Below are 17301 nucleotides of genomic sequence, written 5' to 3' on the forward strand. Positions count from 1 at the left end.
CATGTCCACCGTCTCCGGCGCCGCGCCGGCCCCCGTTGCGCCCGTGCTCGAAACGATCGGCCTGACGCGCGCGTTCCCCGGCGTGCGCGCGCTCGAACGCGTGGATTTCCGCCTGTTTCCCGGCGAAATCCACACGCTGATGGGCCAGAACGGCGCGGGCAAGTCCACGCTGATCAACGTGCTGACCGGCGTGCACCAGCCGGACGCCGGCGAGATCCGCGTCGGCGGCGAGCCGGTGCGCTTCGCGACGCCGCAGGAGGCCAAGGCGGCCGGCATCCAGACGCTGTATCAGGAGATCAACCTGTGCCCCAACCTGTCGGTCGCGGAGAACATCTTCGCGGGCCGCCAGCCGAAGCGGCGCGGGTTGATCGACTGGAAGACGATCCATCGCCGCGCGGCCGACGTGCTCGCGGAACTGAACCTGTCGCTCGACGTCACGCAGTCGCTCGACACCTATCCGATCGCGATGCAGCAGATGGTGGCGATCGCGCGCGCGATGTCGGTGGACGCGCGCATCCTGATCCTCGACGAACCGACGTCGAGCCTCGACGACGGCGAGGTGAGCCGGCTCTTCGACGTGCTGCGCAGGCTGAAGGCGGCGGGCATCGCGATCCTGTTCGTCACGCATTTCCTCGAACAGACCTATGCGATCTCCGACCGCATCACGGTGATGCGCAACGGCGAGCGCGAGGGCGAATACCTCGCCGCGAATCTGCCGGTGCAGACGCTGGTCGCGAAGATGGTCGGCCAGCAGAACGCGGGCGCGCATCTCGAACCCGGCGCGGACGACGCGCAGCGCGACGCGGCCCGGCCCTGCGCGCCGTACCTCGCGGCGCACGGCCTCGCGCGCCGCGGCGTGCTCAATCCGCTCGACCTCGAAGTGCGGCCGGGCCAGATCCTCGGGCTCGCCGGCCTGCTCGGCTCGGGCCGCACCGAGACCGCGCGGCTGCTGTTCGGCGCCGACCGCGCGGACGCCGGCGCGCTGTCGATCGACGGCCGGCCCGCGCGGCTCGGGTCGCCGCGCGACGCGGTGCGCCACGGCATCGCGTATTGCCCGGAGGACCGCAAGAAGGAAGGCATCGTCGCGGACCTGTCGATCCGCGAGAACATCGTGCTCGCATTGCAGGCGCGGCGCGGCTGGTGGCGGATGATCGGCCGCGCGCGCCAGCGCGAACTCGCGAACGGCTACATCGCGCAACTCGGCATCAAGGCCCGCGACGCGGAGCAGCCGATCGCGCTGCTGTCCGGCGGCAACCAGCAGAAGGTGCTGCTCGCGCGCTGGCTCGCCACCGAGCCGAAGCTGCTGATCCTCGACGAGCCGACGCGCGGCATCGACGTCGCCGCGAAGTTCGAGATCATGGAACGCGTGCGCGCGCTGTGCGCGAAGGGCCTCGGCATCCTGTTCATCTCGTCGGAGATCGGCGAGGTGGTGCGGATCAGCGACCGCATCGCGGTGCTGCGCGACCGCCGCAAGGTCGCCGAACTCGGCGGAGCCGCGCGCACCGAAAGCGAGGTCTACGCGCTGATCGCCGGAGGCCGCGAATGACGCGTTTTCCGATGCGTTTTCCCGCCGGGCTGCTGAAACATCCGCTCGCATGGCCGGCCGCGACGCTCGTCGCGCTGCTCGCGATCGACGTGATCCATCGCGCGGACTTCCTGTCGGTCACGCTGCTCGGCGGCCATCTGTTCGGCGCGCCGGTGGACATCCTCACGCGCGCCGCGCCGCTCGTCGTCGTGTCGCTCGGCATGACGCTCGTGATCGCGACGCGCGGCATCGACATCTCGGTCGGCGCGGTGGTCGCGATCGCCGGCGCGGCGGCCGCGACCGTGCTCGCCGACGATCCGTCGCGGGTCGGTACGGCGTTCGGCGCGGCGCTCGCGGTCGGCCTGCTCGCCGGCGCATGGAACGGGCTGCTGGTCGCGTTCGTCGGCATGCAGCCGATCATCGCGACGCTGATCCTGATGGTCGCCGGGCGCGGCATCGCGCAACTGCTGACCGGCGGCCAGATCATCCCGATCGGCGCGCCGGGTTATCTCGCGGCCGGCGGCGGTTTTTTCGCGCTCGTGCCGTGCGCGGTGTGGATCGCGATAGCAGTCACGACCGTCACCGCGCTGATCGTGAACCGCACCGCGCTCGGCCTGTTCATCCGCTCGATCGGCGTGAACCCGGTCGCGGCGCGGCTCGCGGGCCTGTCGTCGCGCGCCGTGATCTTCGGCGCGTATGCGTTCTGCGGCGTGACGGCGGCGATCGCCGGCATCCTGATCAGCTCGAACGTGCGCAGCGCGGACGGCAACAACGCGGGCCTGCTGCTCGAACTCGACGCGATCCTCGCGGTCACGCTCGGCGGCACGTCGCTCGCGGGCGGCCGCTTCAGCCTCGCGGGCACCGTGCTCGGCGCGCTCATCATCCAGACCCTCACGTACACCACCTATTCGATCGGCGTGCCGCCCGAGGCGACGCTCGTCGTGAAGGCGATCGTCGTGCTGCTGGTCACGCTGATCCAGTCGCCGGCCGCGCGCGCGACGGCCGCCCGGCATCTGCGGCGCGCGGCCGCGCTGCGCCGCGCGCGCCGCGTGCCCCTCAAGAGCCCGACGCCATGAACCGTCCGCAGCATGTCACGCACCCGACGCTCGCCGCATGGCGGCATCGCGCGGCGCGCTTCGTCGATCCGCGCGTGCTGCCGATCGTCGTCACCGTGCTGCTGTTCGTCGCGCTGTTCGCGTTCGGCTCCGTGATGTACACCGGCTTCTTCTCCCTTCAGGTGCTGCTCGGGCTGCTGGTGGACAACGCATTCCTGCTGATCGTGTCGATCGGCATGACGTTCGTGATCGTGTCGGGCGGCATTGATCTGTCGGTCGGCGCGGTGGTCGCGCTGACCACGATCCTGTGCGCGGTGCTGGCCGAACGCTGGCACTGGCCGGTCGCGCTGGTGATTCCGGCCGTGCTGGTCTGCGGCGCGCTGTACGGCGCGGCAATGGGCGCGCTGATCCACTACTTTCGCCTGCAACCGTTCATCGTGACGCTGGCGGGCATGTTCCTCGCGCGCGGCGCGTGTTTCCTCATCACCACGCAGTCGATCCAGATCGACGATGCGGGTTTCCACGCGCTCGCGAACGTCAGCATTCCGGTCGGCTCCGGGTCGCTGAACGCGGGCGCGCTGGTCGCGCTCGCGATGCTCGGCGTCGGCATCGTCGTCGCGCATTTCACGCGCTTCGGGCGCAACGTCTATGCGCTCGGCGGCAACGAACGCTCCGCGCTGCTGATGGGGCTGCCGGTCGCGCGCACGCGGATCGGCGTCTACGCCTTGAGCGGCTTCTGCTCGGCGCTCGGCGGCGTCGTGTTCACGCTGTACGTGCTGTCCGGCTACGGACTCCAGGCGCAGGGGATGGAACTCGACGCGATCGCGGCCACCGTGATCGGCGGCACGCTGCTGACGGGCGGCGTCGGTTACGTGATCGGCTCGGTGTTCGGCGTCGGCATCCTCGGCACGATCCAGACGCTGATTACGTTCGACGGCACGCTCAGTTCGTGGTGGACGCGGATCGTCGTCGGCGCGCTGCTGTGCGCGTTCTGCCTGATGCAGCGCGCGACCGAGCGGCACGCGGCGCGCCGCAAGTCGACCGGCACGGGCGTGGGGATGTCGAGTGCGTCGAGCGCGCGCCCCGACCCGGCGATCGACGCGGAGCAGGCCCGCGCCGCGCCGCCGCGCGCCCCCCTTCATGCAGCACCCCGCTCGCGATAGCGGAAGGCCCCACGCGAGCCCCATCCTCGATACGCAAAAGACGACTGGAGGAAGACATGGCGGAACAGACGACGAAGCCGCAGACTGAATACGACGCGGAACGAAACGAAGGCGGCCAAGGCATCGTCCGCGCAACCCGGCGCGGACTGCTGCAAGGCGCGGGACTCGGCGCGGCGCTGTCGCTGCTCGGCGCGGCGGGCGCGGGCCACGGCGGCCTGATCGGGTCGGCGCTCGCGGCCGAGCCGCCGTTCCCCGCGCACAAGCGCTGGAAGATCGTATTCGTGAATCACGTGACGACGAATCCGTTCTTCGTGCCGACGCAATACGGCATCCAGGACGCGGCCGAACTGCTCGGCATGGACTATCAGTGGACCGGCTCCGCGACGTCCGACGCCGGCGAGATGGTGCGCGCGGTCAACTCCGCGATCGCCGCGAAGGCCGACGCGATCGCGGTGCCGATCGTCGATCCGACCGCGTTCGACAAGCCGGTCCAGGCGGCGCTCGACGCGGGCATCCCGGTGTTCGCCTACAACGCGGACGCGCCGCGCGGCAGCACCAATCCGCGCCTTGCGTACATCGGCCAGGATCTGTATCTGTCCGGGTATCAGATGGGCGAGCGCATCGCGAACCTCGTGGACAGCGGCCTCGTCGCGCTGTTCATCGCGACGCCGGGGCAGTTGAACATCCAGCCGCGCCTCGACGGCGCGAGCGACGCGATCAGGAAGTCCGGCAAGAAGATCGACGTGCAGACGGTCGCGACCGGCGCGACGGTCAACGAGGAGCTTTCGAAGATCAAGGCGTTTTATCTCGGCCACCAGAACCTGAAGGGCATGTTCGCGGTCGATGCGGGCAGCACCCAGGGCGTCGCCGAGGTAATGCGCGAATCGAACCTGCCGGCGAAGGGCGTGCACGGCGGCGGCTTCGACCTGCTGCCGCGCACGATCCAGTTGATCCACGACGGCTACCTCGACTTCACGATCGACCAGCAGCCGTACGTGCAGGGTTTCTACGCGGTGGTCGAGGCGTTCGTGTTCCTCGCGTCCGGCGGGCTCGTCGGGCCGGGCAACATCAACACCGGGCTCAAGTTCGTGACGAAGAGTTCGGTCGATCCGTATCTGAACACGTCGACGCGCTACGAAGGCAAGACCACGAAAGCGCAGATCGTGCCGATGAGCGGCGCGATCAAGTCGTGATGGACAGTGTGAACGAGTCCCGCAACGTGGAGCGGCGGCGCGCGGGCCGCGGGCCGCGTCTCGCCGGCTGGTCGGCGGAACTGCGCATCCTGCTCGTCGCGATGCTGCTCGCCGCGTACTTCGAGTTCTCGAACCGCGACTTCCTGCTGACCAACGCGAGCCTCGAAAACCTGTCGCAGTTCGTCGCGCCGGTCGCGATCATCGCGTTCGGCGAGATCATGCTGATGATCGGCGGCGACATCGACCTGTCCGCCGGCATGGTGTTCGCGTTCGCGCCGTTCATGATGGTGTTCGCGGCCGACGCGGGCGCGCCGATGTGGCTTGCGGTGATCGCGGGGCTGGTCGCGGCCGGCGTGGTCGGCTTCGTGAACGGCGCGGTCAGCGTGTGGCTGCGGCTGCCGTCGTTCGTGACGACGCTCGGCACCCTGTTCCTCGTGAACGGCGTCACGCTGACCGTGTCGCGCGGCACCCCGGCCGCCGCGCCCGGCTCGCCCGCGTTCGCCGCGTGGATGGGCGCGTGGGGCTACAGCGAGATCCTGTGGACCGTCGCCATCGCGGCCGCGATGCACGTGCTGCTGCGCCATACGCGCTGGGGCCTGCATACCCAGGCGTCCGGCGCGAATCCGGTCGGCGCGAGCGAGGCCGGCATCAATGTGAACCGGCTGCGGCTCGGCAACTTCGTGCTGGCCGCGCTGCTCGCCGGCTTCACCGGCATCCTCGAAGGCTTCCGCATCACGTCGATCGACCCGCAGGCGGGCGGCAACCAGATCACGTTCCTCGCGATCGCGGCGGCCGTGATCGGCGGCACGCCGCTCACCGGCGGCTCGGGCACGATCGTCGGCGGGCTGATCGGCGCGGCGGTGCTAGGCATCCTGAACGACGGCTTCACGCTGATCGGCATCAACGCGTTCATGTTCAACATCATTCTCGGCGCGGCGATTCTCGCCGCGATGGTGTTCAACATCCACGTCGCGCGGCTGCGGCGCAGAGGAGGACCATGATGAGCGATCCGCAGCAGCCAGCGCCGGGCGCGTCCGCCGCATCCACTGGCGACGCGGCATCGTCGTCCACGCGCGGCGTGACATCCCCGCAAGGCGCGCAGCCTGCCCGCGAGGCACTGCGCGGCGACGGCCTCGTAAAACGCTTCGGCGCGGTGACCGCGCTCGACGGCGTGTCGTTCACGCTCGGCGCAGGCGAGATTCTCGGCGTGCTCGGCGACAACGGCGCCGGCAAATCGACGCTCGTGAAGATCCTGACCGGCTACCATCAGCAGACGGCCGGCACGCTGTACGTGAACGGCAGCGAAACACTGCTGCGTTCCGTCGATCACGCGCGCTCGCTCGGCATCGAATGCGTGTACCAGGATCTCGCGCTCGCGAATTCGCTCAGCATCTATCACAACATGTTCCTGAACCGCGAGATCGTGCGGCGCGGCCCGCTGCGGCTGCTCGATCACCGGCGGATGCGCGAGATCGCCGCGCAGTGCCTCGACGACATCGGCGTGCACGTGCCGTCGGTGGATCTGCCGGTCGAGCGCCTGTCGGGCGGCCAGCGCCAGGCGATCGCGGTCGCGCGCGCGGTGCATTCGAACGCTAAGATCCTGCTGCTCGACGAGCCGCTCGCGGCGATGGGCGCGCGCGAGGCCGCATTGATCCTCGACCTCGTGATGCGGCTGAAGGAAAAAGGCGGCCTGTCGATCATCATGATCATGCACAACTACGCGCAGACGCTCGACATCGCGGACCGCATCGTGCTGATGCAGCGCGGCCGCGTGACGTTCGAGCAGCACAGCGCGCAGACGTCGGTCGCGGAGCTGATGGAGATCGTGCGGCGCGAATACCGCGCGATGCGCGCGGCCGGCGGCGCGCGCTGAACGCCGGCACGGGTCGGCAACCGCACGCAGCCGGGACCAGCATGGACTATCGCAACCCGCAGAATCGCAAGAGCATGCACCCGAGGATCGTGCAGGAACTCGGCATGCAGATCGTCGGCGGCGCGTTCGCGCCGGGGCAGCGGCTGCCCGCCGAGCCGTCGCTGTGCGCAAGCTACGGCGCGAGCCGCTCGGTGCTGCGCGAGGCGATGCGGGTGCTCGCCGCGAAGGGGCTCGTCACGTCGAAGCCGCGCGTCGGCAGCGTCGTGCGTCCGCGCGACGACTGGCACATGCTCGATCCGGACGTGCTGTACTGGACCGTCAGCAGCCTGCCCGAAGGCGAGTTCTTCCGCTCGCTGATGACGGTGCGCCAGATCATCGAACCGGCGGCGGCCGCGCTCGCCGCGCTGCGCGCGAGCGACGACGACATCGCACGGATCGGCGTCGCCTACGAGCAGATGGAGCAGGCGAAAACGGCCGGCGACCTGCTCGATCCCGATCTCGCGTTCCATCGCGCGATCATGGCCGCGACGCACAACGACATGCTCGCCTACATCGGCAACCTGCTGTCGCTCGCGCTGCGCGAATCGATCCGCTTCACGAGCCGGCATCCGAACACGCATGCGCTGTCGCTGCCGCGGCACAAGGCGATCCTGACCGCGATCGCGCACCGCGACGCGCTCGCCGCGCGCGAGGCGTGCATCGTCCAGCTGGACCACGCGCGCGCCGACGCGAATTCGATCCTCGGCGGCGCCGCGCTCGCGCCGGACCGGTCGCTGCACGACTGACACACGGGCCGTCGCGATCCGTTGCGTCGAACGCGGCGGCCATGCCGCCGCACGCGTTCGATAAGCGTCAGCGGCCGAACGGCTCCACCTCGACGCGGCGTCCGAGCAAAAACGCATCCGCGACGAGCCGCAGCGGCCGCACGTCGACGTCCTCGCTGCGATGCGCGATCAGCCAGTGGAACCGCTCGTACAGCGACGGATACTCGCGCTCGGGCAGCAGCGTGACCGGCTGGCCCGCGATCGACAGCCGCTTGCCGCCCTCGCTGATCGCGAGCAGCCCGTCGGTCGTCTCGACGTCGATCTCCCATTGCTCGACCGGCCCATGCCGCCAGTCGAACTCGGCGCGCACCGGCACGCCGTCCGCGTCGATGCCGTCGAGTTCGGCCGCGATCGGCGTAAACGTGTCGGCCGGAAAATGCAGCGTGGCGGCCTGAAGCAGCACGTCGCGCGGCAGGATGCGCGTGACGATCGACAGCGCGTTGATGCCCGGATCGAACACGCCGAGCCCGCCCGGCTCCCAGATCCACTGCTGGCCCGGATGCCAGCGCCGCACGTCCTCTTTCCAGCGCACGCGGACCGCGCGGATCGTGCGCGACGCGAGCCACGCGCGCGCCGGCTCGACCGCGCTCGCATAACGCGAATGCCATGTCGCGAACAGCGTGCGGCCGACCGCGCGCGCGAGGTCGCGCAGCGCCTCGACTTCGCTGACGCTCGCGCCCGGCGGCTTCTCCAGCATCACGTGCTTGCCCGCCGCGAGCGCGGCGCGCGCCTGCGCGTAACGCACCTGCGGAGGCGCGCACAGCGACACCGCATCGACGTCGGGCTCGGCCGCCAAGAGCGCGTCGAGGTCCGGATAGTTGCGCACGGGCTCGACGCTCGCATGACGGCTCGCGCACGCGACGAGCGAAAAACCCGGATTCGCCGCGATCGCGGGCAGATGCTGGTCGCGGGCGATCTTGCCGATGCCGGCGACCGCCAGTGTGTAGCTCGGGTTCACGAGATGATCTCCGCTGTTTTTTTGGGGGGCCGGCGACGCCGGCTACCGCATCATAGCCGCGCGGCCGTCAATGCGAGTGGCGCGGCACCGCCGCGCCGCGCTGCCCGACGAGGAAGTCGAGATCGCAGCCTTCGTCCGCCTGCAACACGTGATCGACATAGAGCCGCGTGTAGCCGCCCCGCCCCTGCTGTTCCGCGAGACCCGGCGCGGCGGCCGGATCGAGGTTCGCGAGACGCCGCTTCAGTTCTGCTGCGTCGATGTCCAGATGCAGCGTGCCCGCGTCGCAGTCCAGTTCGATCCAGTCGCCGTCGCGCACCACCGCGAGCGGGCCGCCCGCCGCCGCCTCGGGCGCGACGTGCAGCACCACCGTGCCGTACGCGGTGCCGCTCATCCGCGCGTCCGAGATCCGCACCATGTCCTTCACGCCCGCACGCAGCAGCTTCGGCGGCAGCCCCATGTTGCCGACCTCCGCCATCCCCGGATAACCGCGCGGCCCGCAGTGCTTCAGCACGAGCACGGAGTCCTTGTCCACGTCGAGCGATTCGTCCGCGATCCGCGCCTTGTAGTGCTCGAAGTTCTCGAACACGACCGCGCGGCCGCGATGCTTCAGCAACTCGGGGCTCGCGGCCGACGGCTTCAGCACCGCGCCGCGCGGCGCGAGATTGCCGCGCAGGATGCGGATGCCGCCGTCCGCGATCAGCGGACGCGTCAGCGGCCGGATCACCTCGTCGTCGTGATGCGGCGCGTCGCGCACGTTGTCCCACAGCGTGCGGCCGTTGACGGTCAGCGCGTCGGGATGCGGCAGCAGCCCGCCCTCGCCGAGCCGGCGCAGCACCGCCGGCAGGCCGCCCGCGTAATAAAACTCTTCCATCAGGAAACGGCCGGACGGCAGCAGGTCGACGATCGTCGGCACGTCGCGGCCGAAGCGCACCCAGTCTTCGAGTTCGAGCGGCACGCCGATGCGCCCGGCGATCGCCTTCAGATGGATCACCGCGTTCGTCGAGCCGCCGATCGCCGCGTTCGCGCGGATCGCGTTCTCGAACGCGGCGCGCGTCAGCACCTTCGACAGCGTCAGCCCTTCGAGCGCCATCGCGACGATGCGGCTGCCGGACAGATGCGCGAGCACGTAACGGCGCGCATCGACGGCCGGAATCGCCGCGTTGTGCGGCAGCGTCACGCCGAGCGCCTCGGCCATGCACGCCATCGTCGACGCAGTGCCCATCGTGTTGCAGGTGCCGGCCGAGCGCGACATGCCGGCCTCGGCGGACAGGAAACGATGCAGGTCGATCTCGCCCGCCTTCAGCGCCTCGTGCAGTTGCCACACCGCCGTGCCGGAGCCGATGTCCTTGCCGTCGAGCTTGCCGTTCAGCATCGGGCCGCCGCTGACGACGAGCGCCGGCACGTCGCAGCTCGCCGCGCCCATCAGCAGCGCCGGCGTGGTCTTGTCGCAGCCGGCGAGCAGCACGACCGCGTCGATCGGGTTGCCGCGGATCGCTTCCTCGACGTCCATCGACGCGAGATTGCGCGTCAGCATCGCGGTCGGCCGCAGGTTCGACTCGCCGTTCGAGAACACCGGAAATTCGACCGGAAAACCGCCGGCCTCGTACACGCCGCGCTTCACGTGTTCCGCGAGCTTGCGGAAATGCGCGTTGCACGGCGTCAGCTCGGACCACGTGTTGCAGATGCCGATGATCGGCCGGCCGTCGAATTCGTGATCGGGGATGCCCTGATTCTTCATCCAGCTTCGATACATGAAGCCGTTCTTGTCCATCGTGCCGAACCATTGTTGGGAGCGCAGCTTCGGTCGGGATGCGGGCATCGTGTCGTTCGGTTTTTGTCGCGTGGGAGGGCCTGCCGGTCCGGCCAGTCTACGGAGGACTCTGATAATCTTCCAATGAAAAATCGGCTGCTTCCGATATCGAAACGAAGATCGGTATAAACCCTCGGACACGATGCTCGACGACGCTTCGAATCACGGTTATCTGCGCACCCGGCTGAAGATGCGCCACTGGGTGCTGGTCGTCGCGCTCGCGGACGAAGGCGGCCTGCATCGCGCGGCGGCCGCGCTGAGCATCACGCAGCCCGCCGCGTCGAAGCTGCTGCGCGAACTGGAGGACACGCTCGGCGTCGCGCTGTTCGAGCGGATGCCGCGCGGGATGCGGCCGACGCGCTACGGCGACGCGCTGATCCGCCATGCTCGCGCGGTGCTCGGCAGTCTCGACGGCGCGCGGCACGAACTGGCCGCGCTGAAGGACGGCCGGCTCGGCCATGTGGCGATCGGCGCGATCACGTCGCCCGGCGTGCGCGTGCTGCCGGCCGCGGTCGCGGCGGTCAAGCGCACGCATGCGGACCTGCGCGTGTCGGTCGAGATCGACGCGAGCCATGCGCTGCTCGACCGGCTCGCGCAGGACCAGCTCGACATCGTCATCGGCCGTCTGCCGGCCGGCGACGACCGCCCGCCGCTGCGTTACGAGCCGCTGAGCGGCGAGCCGGTCTGCGCGGCCGTGCGCCCCGGCCATCCGCTGCTCGGCCGCGCGGCGCTGACGCTCGCCGACGTCCACCATCATGCGTGGCTCGTGCCGCCGGCCGGCAGCGTGCTGCGGCATCGCTTCGACCTGATGTTCCGGCGCGCGAGTATCGCGCCGCCCGCGAACGTCGTCGAGACCGGCGCGCTGCTGTTCGTCACGCGCGTGCTCGAACAGAGCGACATGATCGCGGTGCTCGCGCAGGACGTCGCGCGTTATTACGCGGCGCACGGGATGATCGCGATGCTGCCGCTGCCGATGGATTGCCGGATGGACGACTTCGGCCTGATCACGCGGGCCGACCGTTTGCTGTCGCCGGCCGCAACGGTGATGATCGACGCGCTGCGGGCCGCGAGCCGCGACGCTTATGCGTCGTGTCCTGCCGCCGGTTGAACCGGACGCCGCCGCGCGTTCAGGACAGCAGCAACGCCGGCTCGAACGCGACGCGCACGCATCCCCAGTGCCGGCCCTCCACCGCGATCGGCATCGAGAACACGCAGGTGACCTCGCCGGTGTCGCGCACGTAGGTCTGCAACAGATGATGGCGGCGCGACGTCGCCGAACGCTGGCCGGTATCGTCCGCGAAGATGCGCTTGTGACGGCTGTGCACGCGGTCGATCCGCGGGTCGCCGGTCGGCGGCGCGGAGAAGCGGCGATGATGCGCGGGCATGTAGCAGTTCGCGTCGTAAGCGACCGCGAAGATCAGGCCGTCGCGCGTGTCGAGCATCTCGTCGAACAGCGCCTGCAAACCGCCCTCGACCCTGTCGTCGTACGACGTCGTGTACTTTTGCGGCGACGTGCCGGGTATCGGCCGGTACTGCTGGTCGAAGAGGTTCGCGCCGCTCCTCGCCGCCTGCTCCAGATAAGCCTGCACGCGATCGCGGAACCGCTCGACGTCCGCGAGCAGCACGTCGTGGCGACTGCCCCGCAGCGGCAGCGTCGAGCCGAGGCCGTGCAGGTTCTCGGTTTCGTCGCGCAGCACCCTGCTGCTCGACTGCGCGGTCGCCATCGCGTCGGCCACCGCCACCGAGCGCACGCGCATCTCGTGAATCTGGCCGGTCAGCTCGACGTTCGCGTGATGGATGTCCTCGAACGCGCGGCCGACCAGCGCCATGTTGCGGTCGGTCGCCTCCAGGTCGTTCACGACTTCCGCGAAACGCAGCACGCTGCGGTCGATCACGGCCGTGCATTCGCTGCTGCCGCCGTGCACCCGCTCGATCTGCTCGCGCAGCGCGCCGATGCCGGTCAGCGTCTGCGTCGCGAGGTCCGCGATCGAGCGGTTCGCGTCCTGCACGCGCTGCGCGAGCAGCTTCACTTCCGCCGCGACCACCGAGAAACCGCGGCCGGCCGGACCCGCGCGCGCGGCCTCGATCGACGCGTTGATCGCGAGCAGTTTGGTCTGCGCGGATACGCTCTCGATCAGCTTCACGACGTCGCCGATCTTCGCGGTGCGCGCATGCAGCGTGCCGATGTCCTGCGCGACGTCGCCGAGCCGTTCGTTCGCCGCGCGGTTGAGTTGCGACACGCCGGTCAGGTCGCGATGCGCGTCGCGGATCGCGGCGAGATTGTCGGCAGTCGCGCGGCACACGGTATCGACATGCGTGCGCGCATCGTCGACGACCCGCGCCACGGCGACGCTGCCGGTATCCGCGCCGGTCGCGAGTTCGCGCTGCTCGTGCGCGAGTTCGACGGTGCGCGCGATGCACTGCCCGAGCCGCGCCGCCTCGACGCCGATGCGCGTGCTCGCGGCGCGCAGTTCCTCGATCATCTCGCGGATGCGCCGGCGTCCGACCCGCGCGGGCAACCCCGTCGCGCGCAACAGCCGCCGCCACGCGCCGTCCGGTGACGACGGGGATGACGGGGACGATGCGGCAGGCGAATCCGCGACAGAATCAGACAGGGTGTTCATGCGCGTTTCCCTTCGCATCGACCCGGCCCGCGAGCATCCCGCGCGCGAACCGGAAAGTCTGAAAAAAAGGGGCGCCGGCACTGCGCGCCCGCCAACTCCACTACGTGGAGGACTCCATGACCCTGCTCAGAACAGCGTGCGCAGGCTGACGCTCGCGCCGAAGTTGTTCGCCTTGCCGGCGAACGTCAGCGGACCGTTCGGATCATCGACCGACGCGCCGGACAGATGGCTGTGATCGACTTCGACGTACACGTCGGTGCGCTTGCTGAGGATGTAGTCGGCGATCCCGTACACGGTCTGGGTCGTGCCGCTGCGGCCCGGTGCGACGTTGTTCGCGTGGTCGTACGCATACGACGCGATGAAGCGCCATTGCGGCGCGAGCTGATACGTCGCGCCGACGCGCACGAACACGTCGTTGCGCGCGCTCGTCTGCGCGCCGGATACGGTCGTCACGTTGCTGATGATGTTCGTGTTCGCGAGCGGCGCGCTGGTGTTCGTCGCGCCGACCGAGAAACCCGCGTCGCGGCGCGCGTCGATCCCGTACAGGTACAGGCCGAGCGGTCCCCACGCGTAGGTGCCGCCGAGCGAGCCGACGACCAGCTTGTGACCGCCGCCGTCCTTCGACTCCGCGCCCGCGACGCCGACCTTGCCGCCGTTGAAGTTGTAGATCAGCGACGCGGTGGTCGTGCTGCCCGCCGCGTTGCTGCCCGGCTGGCCGCCGAACGAACGCTGCACCTGCAGCGCAACCGGGCCGAAGCGGTTTTCGTATTGCAGCGTGTTGTCGAAGCGGATGCCGACGAGGAACAGCGACCAGTCGGTCGCGTTGATGTTGCCGCCGCCGATCGGATCGAAGTTGAATGCGTAGAAGTTGTAGATGCCGCCGTACTGGCGTCCGGCCTTCAGCGTGCCGAACGTGTCGTTCTGCAACCCGACCCACGCGAAGCGGCCAAATAGCTGCGACTGCTGGTCCGACTTGCCGGTCGCGATGTTGAAGCCCGATTCGAGCTGGAAGATCGCGCGCGTGCCGCCGCCGAGTTCCTCGACGCCCTTCAGGCCGAAGCGGTTGCCGTTGACCGCGCCTTCGTTCATGCCGAACGTGTTGCCCGCGCCGGAAGTCTGGAAACGCACCGCTTCGTCGATCAAGCCGTACAACGTGACGCTCGACTGCGCATGCGCGGCGCAGCAGATCAACGCCAGGCCTGCCCCGCTGATGATTCTTTTCATTCGAGTTCCTTATCGATTTATTCGAACCGCGGCGGCTGGTTGCCTGCGGCTCTCGACCCGCTGCATCGAAAAGCCTGCGCTTTGCGAAGCAGCCCTTGCCCCATGCCGTGCTGTGCCGCGATGCGGTCACGCACGACATGTCCCCGAGCACGGCAAATTTTTATGCAACGTGCGGGACAGGTCGAACTCGAAATTTAAATCGGCCGTATAAGGAATTCGAATACCGGCGCAACGGACGGCGCGCGCCTAGACGACGATGCGCGCGGCGTCCTCGCCGAGCCGCGCCGCGTACTTGCGCACCGTTTCGATGGCGATCTCCACGAGCCGCTCGGTCCAGTCGGTGCCGGTGCGCCACGCGATCACGAACGGCAGCGGCGGCGGCACCTCCAGCCCTTCGAGCCGCCGCAGCACGCCTTTTTCGAGCGGCATCGGCACCAGCGCCGGCGGCATCGCCGCGACGCCGAAACCGGCCTGCGTGAGCTGGATCATCGCGGCCACCGAGTTCACGCAGCTCACGCGCGCCTCGCTGATGCCGTACGACTGCATCAGCCGCAGCAGGTCCTGGTGCGGCCGCGAATGGCGGGAGTACGTAATGAGCCGCTCGTTGCCGAGCCGCCGCAGCGCGGACGTCGCCGATTCGTCGGGCCGCAGCCCGTCGATCGGCGTGTTCGCAGCCGCGATCCAGCCGACCGACAGTTCGAGCACTTCGACGCTGCGGATCGTCTCGTCGCGCAGCATGTCGGTCTGGATCACCATGTCGAGCATCCCGCGCCGCAACTGCTCGTTCAGGTTCAGCGCCGTTTCCGACGTGACTTCGATGTCGAGATTCGGATAATGGGCCATCACGTCCGCGACGAAATCGACGAACCACGAATGGATCGCGCTGTCCATCGCGCCGATCCGGATCGTGCCGTACGCGAACTTCTCGCCCTGCAACGATTCGTAGAGCTGCGTCATCGACTGGCTGACCTGCTCCGCGTGCCGCAGCACCCGCTCGCCTTCGCGCGTCAGCGTGACGCCCTTGGGCTCGCGCTTGAACAGCTTCGCGCCGAGTTCCTGCTCCAGCACCGAGATGCGGCTCGAAATCGCCGCCTGCGTCGAATGCAGTTTCTCCGCCGCGAGGCTGAAACTGCGCAGTTTTGCCACCCAGATGAACGTTTCGAGGAACTTCAGATTCACGCTACGCCTCCCCCGTCGATGCCAATGCGCGAAGGCCGGGTTGCGCGTGCAAGCCCGGCCTTCGCGTTCTCCCTATAGCCGCAGCGCGTCGCGCCGCGTGCGCCTACAGCAGAGTATTCAACAGAAATATATTGATGACCAGCAGCGCGAGCGCGGTGGGCGCCTGCGCGCGGATCACGCCGTACCGGTCCGGCAGTTCCAGCAGCGCGGCCGGCACGATGTTGTAGTTCGCGGCCATCGGCGTGAGCAGCGTGCCGCAATAGCCGGAGAACATGCCGATCGCGACCATCGGCGCCGGGTTGCCATGGAACACGCCGATCAGCACCGGCACGCCGACGCCGCCCGTCATCACCGGGAACGCGGCGAAGCCGTTGCCCATGATGATCGTGAACAGCGCCATGCCGACGCAATACACGACGACCGCGACAAAACGATAGTCGAGGTCGATGTACGACGTGGTCAGATGCGCGACCGCCTTGCCGACGCCCGCGTCCGCGAACACGAGGCCGAGCATGCCGAGCATCTGCGGCAGCACGACCGCCCACGACAGCGCATCGACCAGCCGGCGCGCCTCCTTCACGCCCTGCGCCGCCGAATCGCGCGTCAGCCGGCATGCGAACGCGAACGCGATCACGCAGCCGATGCCGAACGACGCGAGCGTCGCGTTCTTCGGATCGATCAGCGCGACGCCGCCGAACACGAGATGCGGCGCGAGCAGCGTGCCGGCCACGGCGACGAGCGGAATCGTCAGCGCGGGCAGGAACAGCCGGTTGCCGTGGCGCAGCGCGCTCGCGCGCCGCTCTTCCTCGGCCGGCACCTTCGGCTTCGCGCCGACCACGCCGCCGAAGCCGGCCACTACCGCCATCGCGACGACGAGCACGCCGACCACGTCGGCCGGCAACTGGTCGCCGGCGAGGAAGATCACGCCGTAGACGATCCAGAAGCCACCGGCGAGGAACCGCTTCGGATGCTCGCGATCGCTGACAATGATCCCGCCGATCACGAACAGCAGCAGGCCGAGCAGCCAGAAGAACAGATTGAGCGAGACGATCATGCGTTTTCTCCGTGCGCGTGAACGGTGTCCGCACCCGCATCGCGATCCGAAGGCGCGGACGCGGGCGTTGAAGAAGAGGAGGATGACGAAGCATGGCGGGCGAGCCAGCCGTCGAGGCGGTACAGCCGGAAGCCGTGGACGATGAACGCCGCGAGCGCGGTCGGCATCCCCCACAGCGCGACGCGCATCGGCTCGACCGCGATCCCCGCTTCCTTCAGGAACGTGACCATCAGCACGATCGCGCCGAACGCGACGAACACGTCCTCGCCGAAGAACAGGCCCACGTTGTCCGCCGACGCCGCGAATGCGCGCAGCCGGTAGCGCACCGCGTCGGTCAGCTTGCCGTAACGCGCCTCGGCCGCGCCCTCGGCCATCGGCGCGACGAGCGGGCGGACCATCTGCGGATGGCCGCCGAGGCCGGTCAGACCGAGCGCGGCGGTGATCTCGCGCACGAACAGATACGCGACCAGCAGCCGGCCCGGCGTCGCCGCGCGGATGCCGCCGATCCAGATCTGCGCGCGCTCGCGCAGGCCGTGCCGCTCCAGCAGGCCGATCACCGCGAGCGGCAACAGGATGATGAGCGGGATCACACGGGTTTTCACGAAGCCGCTGCCGATCGCGACGAAAATGCGGTCGAGCGGAAAATGCGCGGCAAAACCGGTTGCGATCGCCGCCAGCGTGACGATCAGCATCGGATTGAAGCGCAGCACGAAACCGACAACGATCACGGCCACGCCGATCAGCGGATACAGGTTCACTGCGGATTGCATCGAAGGTTCTCCAGGTGCAGCGGGTGGTAAACGTCCCGCCGGATGGGCG

The 17301-nt window shown here is 69.1% G+C and carries 15 protein-coding genes; 8 read left to right on the forward strand and 7 right to left on the reverse strand.

What is annotated here, in order from left to right:
* Nucleotide 1: 1 nt before the first annotated feature.
* The 7 genes from BLV92_RS30480 (at nucleotide 2) to BLV92_RS30510 (ending at nucleotide 7594) form a co-directional block, all read left to right on the forward strand.
* Nucleotides 2–1546, forward strand: a complete 1545-nt coding sequence (locus BLV92_RS30480) for a sugar ABC transporter ATP-binding protein (protein ID WP_090552870.1) — start codon at nucleotides 2–4, stop codon at nucleotides 1544–1546.
* Nucleotides 1543–2601, forward strand: a complete 1059-nt coding sequence (locus BLV92_RS30485) for an ABC transporter permease (RefSeq protein ID WP_244283981.1) — start codon at nucleotides 1543–1545, stop codon at nucleotides 2599–2601. The genes BLV92_RS30480 and BLV92_RS30485 overlap by 4 nt, the downstream gene beginning before the upstream one ends.
* Nucleotides 2598–3743 carry a galactofuranose ABC transporter, permease protein YjfF gene (gene yjfF / locus BLV92_RS30490; RefSeq protein ID WP_090552872.1) on the forward strand — a complete coding sequence of 382 codons (1146 nt, stop codon included), beginning with the start codon at nucleotides 2598–2600 and terminating at the stop codon, nucleotides 3741–3743. The genes BLV92_RS30485 and yjfF overlap by 4 nt, the downstream gene beginning before the upstream one ends.
* Before the next feature lie 56 nt (nucleotides 3744–3799).
* Nucleotides 3800–4936: a sugar ABC transporter substrate-binding protein gene (locus BLV92_RS30495; RefSeq protein ID WP_090552873.1), complete on the forward strand. Its 1137-nt coding sequence runs from the start codon at nucleotides 3800–3802 to the stop codon at nucleotides 4934–4936.
* Entirely contained in the window at nucleotides 4936–5937 is a 1002-nt protein-coding gene (locus tag BLV92_RS30500; RefSeq protein ID WP_090552875.1) for an ABC transporter permease, read from the forward strand. Before BLV92_RS30495 ends, BLV92_RS30500 begins: the two co-directional genes overlap by 1 nt.
* Nucleotides 5938–6014: 77 nt before the next feature.
* Entirely contained in the window at nucleotides 6015–6809 is a 795-nt protein-coding gene (locus tag BLV92_RS30505) for an ATP-binding cassette domain-containing protein (RefSeq protein ID WP_090553196.1), read from the forward strand.
* A gap of 41 nt (nucleotides 6810–6850) precedes the next feature.
* Nucleotides 6851–7594 carry a FadR/GntR family transcriptional regulator gene (locus tag BLV92_RS30510; RefSeq protein ID WP_090552877.1) on the forward strand — a complete coding sequence of 248 codons (744 nt, stop codon included), beginning with the start codon at nucleotides 6851–6853 and terminating at the stop codon, nucleotides 7592–7594.
* A gap of 67 nt (nucleotides 7595–7661) precedes the next feature.
* Here BLV92_RS30510 and BLV92_RS30515 read toward each other — a convergent pair whose 3' ends face one another.
* On the reverse strand, nucleotides 7662–8591 hold the full coding sequence (locus tag BLV92_RS30515; protein WP_090552879.1) for a Gfo/Idh/MocA family protein: 930 nt from the start codon (nucleotides 8589–8591) through the stop codon (nucleotides 7662–7664).
* Between the two features lie 67 nt (nucleotides 8592–8658).
* Entirely contained in the window at nucleotides 8659–10410 is a 1752-nt protein-coding gene (locus BLV92_RS30520; RefSeq protein ID WP_090552881.1) for an IlvD/Edd family dehydratase, read from the reverse strand.
* Between the two features lie 133 nt (nucleotides 10411–10543).
* Between BLV92_RS30520 and BLV92_RS30525 the strand changes: the two genes are divergently transcribed.
* The gene (locus BLV92_RS30525; protein ID WP_090552882.1) at nucleotides 10544–11509 is read left to right on the forward strand and encodes a LysR substrate-binding domain-containing protein; all 966 of its coding nucleotides are present in this window, start codon (nucleotides 10544–10546) and stop codon (nucleotides 11507–11509) included.
* A gap of 19 nt (nucleotides 11510–11528) precedes the next feature.
* Here BLV92_RS30525 and BLV92_RS30530 read toward each other — a convergent pair whose 3' ends face one another.
* The 5 genes from BLV92_RS30530 to BLV92_RS30550 all read right to left on the reverse strand — a co-directional run bounded on the left by BLV92_RS30530 (nucleotide 11529) and on the right by BLV92_RS30550 (nucleotide 17252).
* Nucleotides 11529–13025, reverse strand: coding sequence for a methyl-accepting chemotaxis protein (locus BLV92_RS30530; RefSeq protein WP_167627171.1), 1497 nt, complete (start codon nucleotides 13023–13025; stop codon nucleotides 11529–11531).
* A gap of 126 nt (nucleotides 13026–13151) precedes the next feature.
* On the reverse strand, nucleotides 13152–14249 hold the full coding sequence (locus BLV92_RS30535) for a porin (RefSeq protein ID WP_090552885.1): 1098 nt from the start codon (nucleotides 14247–14249) through the stop codon (nucleotides 13152–13154).
* Between the two features lie 246 nt (nucleotides 14250–14495).
* On the reverse strand, nucleotides 14496–15428 hold the full coding sequence (locus BLV92_RS30540) for a LysR family transcriptional regulator (RefSeq protein WP_090552887.1): 933 nt from the start codon (nucleotides 15426–15428) through the stop codon (nucleotides 14496–14498).
* A gap of 103 nt (nucleotides 15429–15531) precedes the next feature.
* Nucleotides 15532–16482 (reverse strand): DUF979 domain-containing protein, encoded by a 951-nt coding sequence (locus tag BLV92_RS30545; RefSeq protein ID WP_090552888.1) that lies wholly within the window; start codon nucleotides 16480–16482, stop codon nucleotides 15532–15534.
* Entirely contained in the window at nucleotides 16479–17252 is a 774-nt protein-coding gene (locus tag BLV92_RS30550; RefSeq protein WP_090552890.1) for a DUF969 domain-containing protein, read from the reverse strand. The genes BLV92_RS30545 and BLV92_RS30550 overlap by 4 nt, the downstream gene beginning before the upstream one ends.
* Nucleotides 17253–17301: the final 49 nt, after the last annotated feature.

The organism is Paraburkholderia caballeronis (assembly GCF_900104845.1).
Classification (GTDB): domain Bacteria; phylum Pseudomonadota; class Gammaproteobacteria; order Burkholderiales; family Burkholderiaceae; genus Paraburkholderia; species Paraburkholderia caballeronis.

What these genes read in the sequence shown, in the direction of transcription:
- BLV92_RS30545 (WP_090552888.1), bottom strand. Translation starts at nt 16,482, where the DNA reads ATGATCGTCTCGCTCAATCTGTTCTTCTGGCTGCTCGGCCTGCTGCTG.
- BLV92_RS30530 (WP_167627171.1), bottom strand. Translation starts at nt 13,025, where the DNA reads ATGAACACCCTGTCTGATTCTGTCGCGGATTCGCCTGCCGCATCGTCC.
- BLV92_RS30525 (WP_090552882.1), top strand. Translation starts at nt 10,544, where the DNA reads ATGCTCGACGACGCTTCGAATCACGGTTATCTGCGCACCCGGCTGAAG.
- BLV92_RS30480 (WP_090552870.1), top strand. Translation starts at nt 2, where the DNA reads ATGTCCACCGTCTCCGGCGCCGCGCCGGCCCCCGTTGCGCCCGTGCTC.
- BLV92_RS30500 (WP_090552875.1), top strand. Translation starts at nt 4,936, where the DNA reads ATGGACAGTGTGAACGAGTCCCGCAACGTGGAGCGGCGGCGCGCGGGC.
- BLV92_RS30510 (WP_090552877.1), top strand. Translation starts at nt 6,851, where the DNA reads ATGGACTATCGCAACCCGCAGAATCGCAAGAGCATGCACCCGAGGATC.
- BLV92_RS30495 (WP_090552873.1), top strand. Translation starts at nt 3,800, where the DNA reads ATGGCGGAACAGACGACGAAGCCGCAGACTGAATACGACGCGGAACGA.
- BLV92_RS30485 (WP_244283981.1), top strand. Translation starts at nt 1,543, where the DNA reads ATGACGCGTTTTCCGATGCGTTTTCCCGCCGGGCTGCTGAAACATCCG.
- BLV92_RS30535 (WP_090552885.1), bottom strand. Translation starts at nt 14,249, where the DNA reads ATGAAAAGAATCATCAGCGGGGCAGGCCTGGCGTTGATCTGCTGCGCC.
- BLV92_RS30520 (WP_090552881.1), bottom strand. Translation starts at nt 10,410, where the DNA reads ATGCCCGCATCCCGACCGAAGCTGCGCTCCCAACAATGGTTCGGCACG.
- BLV92_RS30550 (WP_090552890.1), bottom strand. Translation starts at nt 17,252, where the DNA reads ATGCAATCCGCAGTGAACCTGTATCCGCTGATCGGCGTGGCCGTGATC.
- yjfF (WP_090552872.1), top strand. Translation starts at nt 2,598, where the DNA reads ATGAACCGTCCGCAGCATGTCACGCACCCGACGCTCGCCGCATGGCGG.